The 13,237-nt window shown below is 70.1% G+C and carries 15 protein-coding genes; 9 read left to right on the top strand and 6 right to left on the bottom strand.

From position 1 onward, the window contains the following. Positions 1 to 2: 2 nt before the first annotated feature. From ACEUEL_RS05810 to parA, 3 genes are all read left to right on the top strand, one after another. Positions 3 to 605, top strand: coding sequence for a flavin reductase family protein (locus ACEUEL_RS05810; protein ID WP_405703090.1), 603 nt, complete (start codon positions 3 to 5; stop codon positions 603 to 605). Between the two features lie 142 nt (positions 606 to 747). Beyond that, entirely contained in the window at positions 748 to 1,455 is a 708-nt protein-coding gene (locus ACEUEL_RS05805; protein WP_405703089.1) for a L,D-transpeptidase, read from the top strand. 98 nt (positions 1,456 to 1,553) lie between these two features. Further along, the gene (parA, locus tag ACEUEL_RS05800; RefSeq protein ID WP_405703088.1) at positions 1,554 to 2,192 is read left to right on the top strand and encodes a ParA family partition ATPase; all 639 of its coding nucleotides are present in this window, start codon (positions 1,554 to 1,556) and stop codon (positions 2,190 to 2,192) included. A 37-nt stretch (positions 2,193 to 2,229) separates the two neighbouring features. Here the strand turns inward: parA and ACEUEL_RS05795 are convergent, their stop codons facing one another. Beyond that, on the bottom strand, positions 2,230 to 2,508 hold the full coding sequence (locus ACEUEL_RS05795; RefSeq protein WP_405703086.1) for a hypothetical protein: 279 nt from the start codon (positions 2,506 to 2,508) through the stop codon (positions 2,230 to 2,232). Positions 2,509 to 2,621: 113 nt separating this feature from the next. Between ACEUEL_RS05795 and ACEUEL_RS05790 the strand changes: the two genes are divergently transcribed. Further along, entirely contained in the window at positions 2,622 to 3,758 is a 1,137-nt protein-coding gene (locus ACEUEL_RS05790) for a patatin-like phospholipase family protein (protein WP_405703085.1), read from the top strand. 66 nt (positions 3,759 to 3,824) lie between these two features. Here the strand turns inward: ACEUEL_RS05790 and ACEUEL_RS05785 are convergent, their stop codons facing one another. Together ACEUEL_RS05785 and thrS are read right to left on the bottom strand one after the other, a co-directional pair. Then, the gene (locus ACEUEL_RS05785) at positions 3,825 to 3,977 is read right to left on the bottom strand and encodes a hypothetical protein (RefSeq protein ID WP_405703084.1); all 153 of its coding nucleotides are present in this window, start codon (positions 3,975 to 3,977) and stop codon (positions 3,825 to 3,827) included. Between the two features lie 126 nt (positions 3,978 to 4,103). Beyond that, positions 4,104 to 6,068 carry a threonine--tRNA ligase gene (gene thrS / locus ACEUEL_RS05780; protein ID WP_405703083.1) on the bottom strand — a complete coding sequence of 655 codons (1,965 nt, stop codon included), beginning with the start codon at positions 6,066 to 6,068 and terminating at the stop codon, positions 4,104 to 4,106. A gap of 258 nt (positions 6,069 to 6,326) precedes the next feature. Between thrS and ACEUEL_RS05775 the strand changes: the two genes are divergently transcribed. After that, positions 6,327 to 9,032, top strand: coding sequence for a hypothetical protein (locus tag ACEUEL_RS05775; protein ID WP_405703082.1), 2,706 nt, complete (start codon positions 6,327 to 6,329; stop codon positions 9,030 to 9,032). A gap of 66 nt (positions 9,033 to 9,098) precedes the next feature. On the opposite strand, the gene yidD is transcribed toward ACEUEL_RS05775, so the two are convergent. Further along, entirely contained in the window at positions 9,099 to 9,482 is a 384-nt protein-coding gene (yidD, locus tag ACEUEL_RS05770; protein ID WP_405703080.1) for a membrane protein insertion efficiency factor YidD, read from the bottom strand. A gap of 116 nt (positions 9,483 to 9,598) precedes the next feature. On the opposite strand from yidD, the gene ACEUEL_RS05765 reads away from it, so the two are divergent. Next, positions 9,599 to 10,165 carry an HD domain-containing protein gene (locus ACEUEL_RS05765; RefSeq protein WP_405703077.1) on the top strand — a complete coding sequence of 189 codons (567 nt, stop codon included), beginning with the start codon at positions 9,599 to 9,601 and terminating at the stop codon, positions 10,163 to 10,165. Between the two features lie 24 nt (positions 10,166 to 10,189). Continuing rightward, positions 10,190 to 10,717, top strand: a complete 528-nt coding sequence (locus tag ACEUEL_RS05760; RefSeq protein WP_405703075.1) for a hypothetical protein — start codon at positions 10,190 to 10,192, stop codon at positions 10,715 to 10,717. A gap of 13 nt (positions 10,718 to 10,730) precedes the next feature. On the opposite strand, the gene ACEUEL_RS05755 is transcribed toward ACEUEL_RS05760, so the two are convergent. Then, complete coding sequence (locus tag ACEUEL_RS05755) at positions 10,731 to 11,186, bottom strand: iron-sulfur cluster assembly scaffold protein (protein ID WP_405703073.1); 456 nt, start codon at positions 11,184 to 11,186, stop codon at positions 10,731 to 10,733. Positions 11,187 to 11,449: 263 nt separating this feature from the next. Here ACEUEL_RS05755 and folE point away from each other — a divergent pair, with 263 nt between their 5' ends. Both folE and hisI read left to right on the top strand, forming a co-directional pair. Further along, complete coding sequence (gene folE / locus ACEUEL_RS05750; protein WP_405703071.1) at positions 11,450 to 12,109, top strand: GTP cyclohydrolase I FolE; 660 nt, start codon at positions 11,450 to 11,452, stop codon at positions 12,107 to 12,109. Between the two features lie 31 nt (positions 12,110 to 12,140). Further along, positions 12,141 to 12,629: a phosphoribosyl-AMP cyclohydrolase gene (gene hisI / locus ACEUEL_RS05745; RefSeq protein WP_405703068.1), complete on the top strand. Its 489-nt coding sequence runs from the start codon at positions 12,141 to 12,143 to the stop codon at positions 12,627 to 12,629. Between the two features lie 21 nt (positions 12,630 to 12,650). Here hisI and ACEUEL_RS05740 read toward each other — a convergent pair whose 3' ends face one another. Then, complete coding sequence (locus tag ACEUEL_RS05740; RefSeq protein WP_405703065.1) at positions 12,651 to 13,082, bottom strand: CBS domain-containing protein; 432 nt, start codon at positions 13,080 to 13,082, stop codon at positions 12,651 to 12,653. Between the last annotated feature and the right edge of the window lie 155 nt (positions 13,083 to 13,237).

Here is a 13,237-nt window from a genome sequence, read left to right as displayed (position 1 = left end):
CCATGTTCTACGAACCCGGCCACCGCGACCACGCCCTGCTGCCGCACAACCCGCTGAAGGCGATCATCTCGCCGCGCCCGATCGGCTGGATCTCGACGCTCTCGCCGGCGGGCATCGCCAACCTCGCCCCCTATTCCTTCTTCAACATGTTCAGCGAAAGCCCCGACATCGTCGGTTTCGCCAGTTCCGGGCGCAAGCACAGCCTCGCCAACATCGAGGCGACCGGCGCCTTCGTCTACAACCTGCCGACCCGCGAACTGGTCGAGGCGGTCAACCTCACCTCCGCCCCGGTGCCGGCGCAGGTGAGCGAGTTCGACCTCGCCGGGCTGGAGCGGGCGCCCTGCCGGCTCGTCGCGCCCCCGCGCGTCGCCGCCGCGCCCTGCGCGCTCGAATGCGTCTATCTGGAGACGGTGGAGCTGAAGGGCCGCGACGGCGCGTCGGCGAACAGCTTCCTCGTGCTGGGCGAGGTGGTCGGCATCCATATCGACGACCGCTTCGTCGAGAACGGGCAGCTGCGCGCCGAGCGCATGCACTCGCTCGCCCGCGGCGGCTATTTCGACTATTCCTGGGTCGACGAGGTGCTGTCCATTCCCCGCCCGCGGTGAGGGCCGGATCGCCCCGGGGCGGGTTGACGCTGGGGAATTCGGCTTCCCCATCAGATATTTGTGAACGTCGTGGCGAGGAAAGCACAACCAATGCCCTGCCCCGGCGTTAGGATGGCGTGCCTTTGGTGAATCGAGCCCCGTCATGTCCGTCCTCTGCCGTCGCAGCCTTCTGATCGGAACCGCCGCCCTCGCGCTGGCCGGGTGCAAGTCCTCGCGCACCACCGCCACCGCCCCGAGCGCGGCACTGCCGCCCGCCCCCTCCCCGGCGCTGGGCTATTCCATCGGCAATTACGGGGCGATGAGCGACCGCTTCCCCATCGACGCGGTCGACACCTCGCGGATCGAGCCGCAGTTCCTGCGCCGCGAGGTCGCCTATGCGACCAAGGAGCCGCCGGGAACCATCGTCATCGACCCCTATGCCCACTTCCTCTATTTCGTGCAGCCGGGCGGCACGGCGATCCGCTACGGCGTCGGCGTCGGCAAGCAGGGCTTTTCCTGGTCCGGCACCGCCACCATCAACTCCAAGCAGGAATGGCCGGACTGGTATCCGCCCAAGGAGATGATCGAGCGCCGCCCCGACATCAAGCCGCAGCTCACCCAGCTGCAGAGCGGCATCGGCATGCATGGCGGGCCGGGCAACCCGCTGGGCGCGCGCGCCATGTATCTGTGGCAGAACGGCAAGGACACGCTCTACCGCATCCACGGCACGGTCGAGCCCTATTCCATCGGCCAGAGCGTCTCCTCGGGCTGCATCCGCATGATCAACCAGGACGCCATCGACCTCTACAACCGCACGCCGGTCGGCACCCGCGTGGTCGTGCTGGGCTCGGGCGGCGCGAAGACCTCCTGATCCCGCGCCATCCCCCGACGAAAGCGGGAACCCGGCGCCGCGATTGAGGGTTGCGGTGCAGCAGAGGCGGTGCGACGCTCTGCCAACGGGGGCGGGGCATGGCCGGACGAATCATCACCATCGCGCAGCAGAAGGGCGGCTCGGGCAAGACCACGCTCGCCGCCCATATCGCCGTCGCGCTCGCCAACGGCCAGCGCGTGGCGGTGCTCGACTGCGACCCGCAGGGCAGCCTCGGGCGCTGGTTCGAGGCGCGCGAGGAAACGCTGGGCGAGGACAGCACCGGCCTCGACTTCCGCACCGCCTCGGGCTGGGGCGCCCGGCGCGAGGCGCGCAGCCTCGCCCGCGACTACGACATGGTGGTGATCGACACGCCGCCGAAATCCGACATCGAATCCCGCCCGGCCATCGAGATCGCCGATCTCGTCGTGGTGCCGGTGCAGCCGACGCCGGTCGACCTCTGGGCCACCGCGCCGACGCTGGAGATGATCGCCAAGGAAGGCACCGCCGCGCTCCTCGTGATCAACCGCGCCGCCGCCCGCGCCGGGCTGACCGAGGAGATCAGCGAGGCGATCCGCGCACTCGGCCACCCGGCGGCGCAGACCCGTCTCGGCAGCCGCGTCGCCTTCGCCGCCAGCATGGGCGAGGGCCGCACCGTCACCGAGACCGAACCCGGCAGCAAGGGCGCCGAGGAAGTCGCCGCGCTGGCGGCGGAGATCCGCAGGATACTGGTGGTGTGAGGCGGAGACCGACCGGCTCCCGGCGACCCGGTCCGCTTCAATCGCGCGAACGCTCGATGTCCGCTGACGCCGTATCGAGCCAGCCGGCGATGCCGTTCCGTTCGGCCCGTTGCCGGATATCGTCGAGAATCCGCCGATAGTCGTCCTCGCTCCCGGCCGACAGCATCTGCAAGGGAGTATTGTGGAACAGGTCGCCGATCTGGAAGATGCCGCGCGCCTCCTTCTCGTGGGCGATCACCCGGATATCGAGAAAGGCGCGGTGCAGAAGTCGCAGAACCCGATCCCGCGCCTCCGGCGCCAGCCCTTCATGCGTCATCCTTTCCTCCATTCCGACAAAGCCGGCATTCGGCTTAACGCTACATCCTCTTCTCGCCGCTAGTCTCGATGCGCCGGCGCCCCGGGCGGGCGGCGGGAACGAGAGGAGAGACGATGTTTTCCCGGCGCAACCTGTTCAAGCTCGCGGCCACCGCCGTTCCCGCGGCCGCCCTCCCCGTTGCCGCCCTTCCCGTTACCGCTCTTCCCGTTACCGCTCTTTCCCTGGCGACGCCGGCCCGCGCCGCCGAGCAGGACGTGACGGCGACGCCGCTGGCGCAGATGGCGGCGGCGATCTCTGACCGGCTGTTCGACGGCGACGGCCTTGCCCGCCCGGTGCCCGACCAGCCCGTGGTCTCCGATTTCGCCCGCAACCTCGACCGCACGCTGGTGCTGGGCGGTGGCGGCGAATATTACGTCGCCTGGTATTGCGGCTTCTTCCACGGGCTGATCGAGCAGGGGTTCGACCCGGCGCTGCCGGAGATGGTGGTCGGCACGTCGGCGGGTGCCTATATCGGCTCGTCGCTGCTCTCCGGCCGCTTCCGGCAGATGCGCTCGGAATTCGAGTTCTTCGGGCATTTCCCGGGCCTGTTCGCGAAGATGGCGCCGGTCACCGCGCCGAATGCGAGCCAGAAGCGGGCGCAGGAGATCAATTTCGGCGTCAAGGACGGCAACCCCGAGACCATCAGGACCATCGGACACGCCGCGCTCGCCGCCGACAACCGCGTCAATGGCGACGCCGTCGAGCGCCTCGCCTGGCTGCTGACCGGCGACAGCCGCACCGGCTGGCCGACGCCGCGCATGTTCACCACCTCCAACGACTGCTACACCGGCGAGCGCCTCGTCGTGCACCAGGATGTCGCGCAGAAGAACGGCATCCCCCTCGCACACGCCGCCGGCGCCAGCTCCTCGCTGCCCGGCATCATCGGCCCGACCCTGCTCGGCCAGCGCTTCTGCATGGATGGCGGCATCTCGAAGAGCTGGGCGCACACCGACCTCGTCGCCGGTTCGAAGCGCGCGCTGGTCATCACGCTGACCAATGGCTACGAGGGCAGCCTGCTCAGCGGCATCCCGCACGACATCCACAGGGAGATCGCCGCGCTGGAGGCGGTCGGCACCAAGGCGATGCTGATCATCGCCGGCACGCCGCCGGGGGTGAACCTGCTCGATCCCGGCGAGATCGCCCCGGCGCTGCGGGCCGGCTATGCGCGGGCGGCGATCGAGGCGCCGAAGATCAAGGCGTTCTGGGCCTAGCATCACGCGCCCCTCGCGCCGGCGGGCAACGGCGGGCGCGGGGAGCCGGATCCGCCCGCCTTGCGGCTAGAGGATATCGGGGCTCCGGTCGGCCTTCTCGGTGACGCGCTCTTCGGGCAGTACCTTGCCCTGCTGGCGGCGGAACACCTTCGAGCGCATCGTGCCATAGGCGAGGGCGAGCAAGAGGACCAGCGCGCCAACTCCGAACATCATCTCCATCAGGTGCCTCCGTGGTTGACCTTACCTAGGGTCAACACGCGCGGGCGGGATGGGTTCGCGGATTTCGGCCGGAAACAGCGGCCTGCCGGCACACGAATGCGCCAGCAGGCCGTGACCGGCGTCGCCTCAGAGCGCCTTCGGGGCGCGCTGGTCGGGCGGGCTCGCCTCGGCGACCAGCGCCGCCAGCGCCTCGTCGAGGGTCAGCGCGGTCTGCGCCTGCGAGCCGAGGCGGCGGATCGAGACGGTGCGCTCCGCCGCTTCCTTGCGGCCGACCACGATCAGCGCCGGCACCTTGGCCAGCGAATGCTCGCGGACCTTGTAGTTGATCTTCTCGTTGCGCAGATCGAGCTCGACCCGCAGCCCCGCCTGCTTCGCCAGCGCCACGATCTCGCGGGCATAGTCGTCGCCCTCGGAGGTGATGGTCGCCACCACCGCCTGCACGGGGGCCAGCCACAGCGGGAAATGCCCGGCGAAATGCTCGATCAGGATGCCGGTGAACCGCTCCATCGAGCCGCAGATGGCGCGGTGGATCATCACCGGCGTCTTCTTCATGCCATCGGCGTCGACATAGAAGGCGCCGAAGCGTTCCGGCAGGTTGAAGTCGACCTGCGTGGTGCCGCACTGCCATTCGCGGCCGATCGCGTCGCGCAGCGTGTACTCGAACTTCGGGCCGTAGAACGCGCCCTCGCCCGGCAGGATGCCGGTGCGGATGCGGTTGCCGGACTGCTTCTCGATGGTCTCGAGCACGCGGGTCATCACCTCCTCGGCGTGATCCCACACCGCGTCCGAACCGACCCGCTTCTCGGGCCGGGTGGAGAGCTTCACCACGATCTCCTCGAAGCCGAAATCGGCATAGGTGGAGAGGATCAGATCGTTGATCTTCAGGCACTCCGCCGCCATCTGCTCCTCGGTGCAGAAGATGTGGGCGTCATCCTGGGTGAAGCCGCGCACGCGCATCAGCCCGTGCAGCGCGCCGGAGGGCTCGTAGCGGTGCACCGCGCCGAATTCGGCGAGGCGCATCGGAAGGTCGCGGTAGCTCTTCAGCCCGTGCTTGAAGATCTGCACATGGCCGGGGCAGTTCATCGGCTTCAGCGCATAGACGCGGTCATTGTCGTCGGTGTCGCCGGCCGGCTGCACCTTGAACATGTTGTCCTTGTACCAGCCCCAGTGGCCGGAGGTCTCCCACAGCGACTTGTCGAGCACCTGCGGGGCGTTGACCTCGCTGTAATCGGCGGCGAGGCGCCGGCGCATGTACGACACGAGATTCTGGAACAGGTTCCAGCCCTTGGGGTGCCAGAACACGACGCCCGGCCCCTCCTCCTGGAAGTGGAACAGGTCCATCTCGCGGCCGAGCCGGCGGTGGTCGCGCTTCTCGGCTTCCTCGAGCTGGTGCAGATAGGCGTCAAGTTCCTCCTGCGTGCGCCAGGCGGTGCCGTAGATGCGGGTCAGCATCGGGTTCTTCGCGTCGCCCCGCCAATAGGCGCCGGCCACCTTCATCAGCTTGAAGGCGTTGCCGATCTTGCCGACGCTGGGCATATGCGGGCCGCGGCAGAGGTCGAACCACTCGCCCTGCCGGTAGATCTTGAGCGACTGGTCCTCCGGGATGGCATCGACCAGCTCGACCTTGAACGCCTCGCCCTTCTCCCGGAACACGCGCTTGGCTTCATCCCGCGTCCACACCTCCTTGGTGAAGGGGGCGTCGCGGGCGATGATCTCGCGCATCTTCTTCTCGATGGCGATGAAGTCCTCCGGCGAGAACGGCTCGTTGCGGAAGAAGTCGTAATAGAAGCCGTTCTCGATGACCGGGCCGATGGTCACCTGCGTGCCGGGCCAGAGCGCCTGCACCGCCTCGGCCAGCACATGGGCGGCGTCGTGGCGGATGAGTTCGAGCGCCTCGGGGCTCTCGCGGGTGACGAGCTCGATCTTCGCGTCGGTGGTGATGGGGTCGGCGAGGTCGGCCAGCACGCCGTCGAGCTTCACCGCGATGGACTTCTTGGCGAGCGACTTGGCGATGGAGGCGGCGACCTCGGTGCCGGTGGTGCCGGGAGCGAACTCACGCACGGCGCCGTCGGGAAAGGTGAGATGGATCATGGTCTTTTCTCCCGCCCACTCCTGCGAACCGCGCAGGTAGGCGTGTTGGTCTCGAGGCGTGGTGATCGGACGCCGCCGGGGGTGAACCGGGCGGTTCCGCCCGCCTGATCTAGGCGCGCCGCCGCGCCCGGTCCAGAAAAAAGCTCGCGGCTTTTGATTCAAAAATAGAACTACAGTATTGGCGCCGATGTTACCTCCGCATCATGTATTCGCCCGCCCGCTTTTGCGCTAATGTCGCCGGCGATCGCGGGGGCGGCCATGGCAGAGGCGGCGTGGAGGGAAACGGTCCGGCGGCGGCATCCCTGGGAGGTCGTGCTGCAGCTCGGCCTCGCTTTGTGGGTGGTGCGCATCCCGCTCCTCAGCGTGCTGATCGGCGGCGCTCTGCTCGCCTTCGTGCCCCAGACCGCCGACGCCATGGTCGACATCGCCCTGCGCGCGGCGGAGGCGAGCCTGCCCGCCGGCACGGCGCTGGCGGTGATGGTGTTCGTGTTCTGGGCGATGCCGGTGCATTACTCGGCCCGGCTGCTGCTGGAAACCGATGCGCGCTACCGCGCCACGCTGCGCCTGCCGCACGCGGCGGTCCCGCCGCCGGCCGCGGTCTCCCCGCCCGCGGACGCCGCGCCCGCCGATCCCGCCGCCCCGGTGCCCCCGCCGGCCCGGCGCTGCCCGCCCTGCACCTTCATCGCCGACTGCTTCCGCTGCCAGATCGGCTGCATCGACGCCTATGTGCCGCGCATGCTCGGCTCGGCCCCGTTCCTCGCCGTCGCCTATGGCGCCTGGAACGCGGCGGGGTACCTGCCGACCATTTCCGCCGAGCGGATGACGGCGGCGGTGCGCAGCGGGCTGCACACCATCGCGCTGGTGATGATCGTGTCCGCGGTGCTGTTCCAGTTCTATGCCGGCATCCGCCACCGCGTCGCCAATACGGCCTGGGCGAACCGGCTCGACCAGCGGCTGGCGAAGAGCTTCGGCTGGCTCTTCACCCGCCTCGGCATGGCGGCGGGGCGTTCGGATCGCGGCAACTCGGCGCAGGGGCTGAACGCCACCGGCCGCCTGCTCATGCTGGCGATGGGGCTGGTGGTCGGCGGCGTGCTGCTGGCCAATCCCTTCGTGCTGGCCTCCGACCGCTTCTTCCCGCGCGCCATGGCGCTGCCGCTGATCTTCGGCGCGTGGATCCCGGCGCTGTCGCTGCTCGGCGGCTGGGGCCGGCGGCTGCGGGTGCCGCTGGTGGCGGGGCTGGGTGTCGTCTGCGCCACCATCTTCGCCGTGTTCGGCGACAACCACACGGTGCGCCGGCTCACCGAGCCCGACGGTGCCAGCCAGACCGAGCTCGGCACGGCCCTCGACCTGTGGATGCGCAAGAATGGCTGCGCCGCGCCGGGCACCGACTGCCCGCGCCCGGTCATCGTCGCCGCGGCCGGCGGGGCGAGCCGGGCCGGCTTCTTCACCGCCAGCGTAATCGGCCATTTCCTCGACCTCGAACGCCATCGCCCGCCGCTCGAGATCGGCCGCGACGACAGTTCGGCCTATGTGCGGGGACAGGACGACGACGGCCGCTTCGACCCCGCCCGCGCCAAGGCCGCGAAACTGACCGGCGACAATGTCGGCAGCCGCTTCTTCGCGATCTCCGGCGTCTCGGGCGGCGCCGTCGGCGCGGTGCTGGTGGCGGCGGCGCGCGAGCAGCGCGGCGGCTCGCCCGACCATCCGCCCTGCCGCATGCCCGACGACCGGCTGTGGTACGGGCAGGCGATCAGCAACTGGCGCGACTGTCTCGAACTGCTCGCCAGCGGCGATTTCCTCACCCCCACCTTCTTCGGCCTCGCCTTCCGCGACCAGGTGCCGTTCCCCGGTCTCTCCAACGACCGCGCGGCGCTGCTGGAGCAGGCCTGGGAGCGCTGGTTCGACCTCGCCATCGAGCCGCCCCCGGCCGCCGGCAAGGATGGCGGCAATGCCGGCAGCGCCACCGGCACGGACGGGCTCAACCGCTCCTTCCTCAGCCTGCAGAGCCAGGCCGACGGGCTGATGGAGCGGCCCTGGGTGCCCTATCTGGTGCTGAACGGCACCTCCGTCGCCACCGGCCAGCGCATCATCACCTCGACGCTGGCGCCCACCTACAGCGCCGCGATCTGCCCGGACGGCAAGGCCCCCGCGCGCGACCGCAACTGCGTGCTCTTCACCCACGCCATCGATTTCCACCAGTTGCTGAAGGACACCACCACGAACGACAGCGTCTTCGCGCGGCTGCAGACCTGGTTCCTGCATGACGGCGGCGCGCCCGATGTCGCGCGCAGCACGGCCGCGCACAATTCCGCGCGCTTCCCGATCATCTCGCCGCCCGGCGCCATCCGCAACGCCAGCGGCCAGGTCATCGACCGGATCGTCGACGGCGGCTATTTCGAGAATTACGGCGCCGTCTCCGCGCTGGAGCTCGCCAAGGCGATGACCGCGCTCCAGCCGGGCCTGCGGCCCTTCGTGCTGGTGATCTCCAACGATCCCGAGAGCACCCGCATCGACGACAAGGCCAACAAGGCGCAGCAGGGCACGGTCTACAGCGACATCAGCGACGTCTACTGGCTGGCCGACGCCAACGGTCCGCTCGGCACGGTGATGAACGTGCGCAGCGGCCGCGGCCGGCTCGCCGTCGCCGAGCTGACCGGCTGGCTCGACCGCCAGCTCGGCCAGGGCTGCGGGGCCAATGTCGCCCATGTGCAGGTGTGGCCGCAGCCCTCGGTGACCGGGGCGGAGGCTGCCCGCGAGGTCTCGATGAGCTGGTGGCTGTCGAAACCGGTGCAGCTCCATCTGCACCAGCAGCTCGAGCGGCAGGGCAATGCGGCGAGCCCGGCCGGCGATCTCAGCCTCGGCAACAACTGGCAGGCGGTCGCCGACGTCTGGTCGGCGCTGGCGACGCCGCCCTGCCCGCCACCCCCGCGCGTGCCGGGCTTCGCGGCGCAGGCCTCGCCCTAGGCACCTGCCGACCGGCTCCCGCATCCCCATGCCCGTGCGAGACGGCGACGCGCCGATGCGATCGTTTCAATCCCGTCGCGTCGCGCTCTCGCCCGGCGCCCATCGCCCCGGCCGCCGCGCGTAGCGCCACGGCGCGTACCAGCGCGCATCCGGCGGCACGCCCTCCGGCACCGCCTCGAAGCCGGAGCCGCCCCACGGGTGGCAGCGGCACATCCGCCCGCCCGCCATCCAGCCGCCCGCCCAGGCGCCATGGCGGTCGATCGCCTGTTCGGCGAATTCCGAGCAGGTCGGCAGATAGCGGCACTGCCGGCCCATGAAGGCCGAGAAACTGTAGCGATAGGCGAGGATCGGCAGCCGCAGGACGAGCCGCGGCAGCCGCGCCAGCAGGCGGCGGGTGCCGCCCGGCGCGGCGCGGTTCCCCGAAGCCGGCATGTCGCTGCGTTCCGCCATCGTCTCGCCATCTCCCGGGCGAACCATGCTGGCGGGGCGATCCCGCCCCGTCTCCTCTCTGCCACCTCGCCCGGCGTTGCGCCGGGGGCGCACGCCGGGCCGCTCAAGGCTGCCCGATGACCCAACCCGTGCTCACCGTCCTACGCGCCCTCGACTTCGCCGCCAAGCACCATGCCGGCCAGCGCCGCAAGGGGGCCCGCGCCGAACCCTATCTCAACCACCTCGCCGAGGTCGCCCGCCTCGCCGGCGAGGCGACCGGCGGGGACGACCCCGAACTCGTCGCCGCCGCCCTGCTCCACGACGTGGTCGAGGACCAGGAGGTCACGCTCGCCGAGGTCGAGGCCGCCTTCGGCGCCGATGTCGCCGGCCTCGTCGCCGAAGCGACCGACGACAAGAGCCTGCCCAAGGCGGAACGCAAGCGCCTCCAGGTCGCGTATGCCCTCGGCCGCAGCGCCCGCGCCAAGGTGCTGAAGCTGGCCGACAAGATCAGCAACCTGCGCTCGCTCGCCGCCGATCCGCCGGCCGACTGGGACCGGGACCGCCGCCTCGCCTATGTCGACTGGGCGGAGGCGGTGGCGTCGGGCCTCGCCGGCATCGCGCCCGCGCTCGATGGCGAATTCGCCCGTGCCGCCGCCGCTGCACGCGACAGTCTGGCGGGAACCGGGTGCTCCCTCGCGCATTGAGATGGGCGTAACGGAGAACCGCTCATGCCCGGCCCACGGACCTGCCCGACATCGGCCAACCGCACCCTTCTCGGTGCCGCGAGCCTCGCCGCCCTCGCCGGCGGCGCCGCGCTCGCTCTGACGCTGATGTCCGCACCGGCGGCCGCGCAGCAGCCGGTTCCCGATCCGCCCAAGACCGTCCCGGCGCCCGTCCCGGTTCTCCCCGCCGCACCCGCCGCCAAGCCGGCGGCGCCGGCCCCCGATCCCGCCGCCGCGGGCGGTACCGAGCCGACCCTGGACGCCGAAAGCCCGGACATGGCGCGCGTCGCCGCTTGCAAGACGCGGGCGCTGGCGCGGCTGAAGGAACAGTCGCCGTCGGTCGACGACATCTTCATCGACGTCGACGGGCTCACCATCGCCGAATCGACCGGCAAGCTCGGCGACATCCCGGTGAAGGGCGTCATTATGGGCGAGGCCTACATCCAGCGCGACCATTCCGACCGCGCCAACCGCTTCCTCTGCCTCACCGGCGAGAAGGACGAGGTGCTGTTCACCTTCTTCACCGAGCGCTGAGGCGGCGATGCGCCTATTCCGCCGCCGCGACCTCCGCCCTGTTGCGGGCCTCGATCTGGTCGAGCGCATCGACCACGGCGTCGAAGGTGAGCAGGGTCGAGGCGTGGCGGGCCTTGTAGTCGCGCACCGGCTCGAGCACGGCGAGATCGGCCCAGCGGCCCTCCGGCGCCGGGCCGTTCTCCTTCAGCATGGCGCGCATCTCCTCGCGCACCGCACGCAGTTCCTCGGGCGTCGAACCGACGACATGGCGCGCCATGATCGAGGAAGAGGCCTGCCCGAGCGCGCAGGCGCGCACCTCATGGGCGAAATCGCTGACCCGGCCGTCCGTCACCGCGAGATCGATCGTCACCGTCGAGCCGCACAGGCGCGAATGCGCGGTGGCGCTGGCATCGGGCGCGTCGAGGCGGCCGAGGCGCGGAATGTCCGCCGCCAGTTCGATGATGCGCCGGTTATAGACCTCGTTCAGCATCGCTCGCCCTTTGTCTCGGCTGCACGGCCGGCCCCGCCGGAATATTGCGGCGGCTCGGTCGGTCCATATATAGGTATCACGTCCGCGCCCGAAAGAAGCGCCCGCCCGCTTCGGCCTGGCGAGGACGCACGATCGATGCGGATGAACAGGAACGGTCGGACTACGGGTCGCAGGTCCAAATCCGGCCTCGATACGTACATGACGCGAGAAACCGGTGACACTCCGGCGCCCCGGAACAAGAGCGCCGTCGAACGGAGACCGTCATGGACGCAGTGTTGCAGTCGCTGATGAAGAGCGCCGAAGCCGAGGCGGACGCCTCCCGCGGATCGAAAGCCGCAAGCGTGGTTCCCAAGCCCTCCCGCGAGGAAGCGGAAGCGGCGGTGCGCACGCTGATCGCCTGGGCGGGCGACAATCCCGACCGCGAGGGCCTGATCGACACGCCCCGGCGCGTGGTGCGGGCCTATGAGGAACTCTACGCCGGCTATGCGGAAGCGCCCGACGAGGTGCTGGACCGCACCTTCGGCGAGATCGGCAATTTCGACGACATGGTCGTCGTGCGCGACATCGTCTTCCACTCCCACTGCGAGCACCACATGGTGCCCTTCATGGGGCGGGCGCATCTCGCCTATTTCCCGGTGGAGCGGGTGGTCGGCCTGTCCAAGATCGCCCGCGTCGTCGACATGTACGCCAAGCGCCTGCAGACGCAGGAGCACCTGACCTCGCAGATCATCTCCGCCGTCGACGAGGCGCTGAAGCCGCGCGGCGTCGCGCTGCTGATCGAGGCCGAGCACATGTGCATGGCGATGCGCGGGGTGAAGAAGCCGGGGGCGTCGACCATCACCACCCAGTTCACCGGCATCTTCCGCGACGACCCGCAGGAGCAGATCCGCTTCATGAGCCTGATCCGCGGCGTCCGGCCGTGAGGCCCGCCGCGCCCGCCGACGGAATGCTGCCGTGACCGATGCCACCTCCCCTTTCGCCCCGCGCGGCTCCCGCGCCGAGGTCGAGGAGGGCGACCGCCTCAGCCCGAAATTCGACGCCGCCGGCCTGATCACCGCCGTCGCGGCCGATGCCGATTCCGGCGAGGTGCTGATGGTCGCGCACATGAACGCGCAGGCGCTGGCGCTGACCATCGAGAGCGGGCAGGCGCATTACTTCAGCCGCTCGCGCGGGCGGCTGTGGAAGAAGGGCGAGGAGAGCGGTCACGTCCAGGAGGTGGTCGAGCTGCGCATCGACTGCGACCAGGACGCCGTGGTCATGCGCGTGCGGACGGCCGGGCCGGGCGCCGCCTGCCACACCGGCCATCGCTCCTGCTTCTTCCGCTCGATCCCGCTCGGCGCGCCGCCCACGCCCGATCTCGCGCTGGCGCCGAACGACGACGGCAAGCGGTTCGATCCGGCCGCCGTCTATGCGCCGGCGAAGACCGATACGCCGCGCTTCTGACGCGGCGCGGCGGCCGCATCCTCAGGCGGACATGATGTATTCGCGCATGGCGTGGCTCTCGCGCTCCATCTCCGCGAGACGGTGCTTCACCACGTCGCCGATCGAGATGATGCCGACCAGCTTGCCCTCGTCCACCACCGGGATGTGACGGAAGCGCCCGCCGGTCATCAGTTCCATGATCGAGGTGACGGTGTCGCCGGGCACGCAGGTGATGACCTTGTGGGTCATGGTCTGCGACACCGGCGTATCGAGCACGCCGGGGCCCTCCGCGCCGATCACCCGCACCACGTCGCGCTCGGACAGGATGCCGACCACGCGCCGCTGGGCGTCCGCCACCACGACGGCACCGATGCGCTTCTCGGACAGCAGGCGCACGACGTCGCCGAGCGTCGCCTCCGGGGATGTCGTGAGAACGTCGCTGCCCTTGGTCTGCAGGATCAAACGGACCGTCATGTGTATCCTCCTTGTGTCCGGGCGCTCTGCGGCGCCCGTTATCGACCGCGCCGATCACGCCTAACGGTACGGCACGTTGGCGTGAATGATCGGACGACTTGCCGCCGAGGGCAAGTGATTAGGACGATTCCAGACGGGCGGGAGACAGGCGGGTG

Source organism: Ancylobacter terrae (assembly GCF_045108345.1).
In the GTDB taxonomy this organism is placed as follows: Bacteria; Pseudomonadota; Alphaproteobacteria; order Rhizobiales; family Xanthobacteraceae; genus Ancylobacter.
Note: the sequence above shows the minus strand (reverse complement) of the source record. Positions and strands in the feature narration are given on the sequence as shown.

Coding starts and splice junctions, on each gene's coding strand:
- ACEUEL_RS05775 (WP_405703082.1), top strand. CDS start 6,327: ATGGCAGAGGCGGCGTGGAGGGAAACGGTCCGGCGGCGGCATCCCTGG.
- ACEUEL_RS05755 (WP_405703073.1), bottom strand. CDS start 11,186: ATGCTGAACGAGGTCTATAACCGGCGCATCATCGAACTGGCGGCGGAC.
- thrS (WP_405703083.1), bottom strand. CDS start 6,068: ATGATCCATCTCACCTTTCCCGACGGCGCCGTGCGTGAGTTCGCTCCC.
- parA (WP_405703088.1), top strand. CDS start 1,554: ATGGCCGGACGAATCATCACCATCGCGCAGCAGAAGGGCGGCTCGGGC.
- ACEUEL_RS05765 (WP_405703077.1), top strand. CDS start 9,599: ATGACCCAACCCGTGCTCACCGTCCTACGCGCCCTCGACTTCGCCGCC.
- ACEUEL_RS05760 (WP_405703075.1), top strand. CDS start 10,190: ATGCCCGGCCCACGGACCTGCCCGACATCGGCCAACCGCACCCTTCTC.
- yidD (WP_405703080.1), bottom strand. CDS start 9,482: ATGGCGGAACGCAGCGACATGCCGGCTTCGGGGAACCGCGCCGCGCCG.
- ACEUEL_RS05810 (WP_405703090.1), top strand. CDS start 3: ATGTTCTACGAACCCGGCCACCGCGACCACGCCCTGCTGCCGCACAAC.
- folE (WP_405703071.1), top strand. CDS start 11,450: ATGGACGCAGTGTTGCAGTCGCTGATGAAGAGCGCCGAAGCCGAGGCG.
- ACEUEL_RS05805 (WP_405703089.1), top strand. CDS start 748: ATGTCCGTCCTCTGCCGTCGCAGCCTTCTGATCGGAACCGCCGCCCTC.
- ACEUEL_RS05785 (WP_405703084.1), bottom strand. CDS start 3,977: ATGGAGATGATGTTCGGAGTTGGCGCGCTGGTCCTCTTGCTCGCCCTC.
- ACEUEL_RS05740 (WP_405703065.1), bottom strand. CDS start 13,082: ATGACGGTCCGTTTGATCCTGCAGACCAAGGGCAGCGACGTTCTCACG.
- ACEUEL_RS05795 (WP_405703086.1), bottom strand. CDS start 2,508: ATGACGCATGAAGGGCTGGCGCCGGAGGCGCGGGATCGGGTTCTGCGA.
- ACEUEL_RS05790 (WP_405703085.1), top strand. CDS start 2,622: ATGTTTTCCCGGCGCAACCTGTTCAAGCTCGCGGCCACCGCCGTTCCC.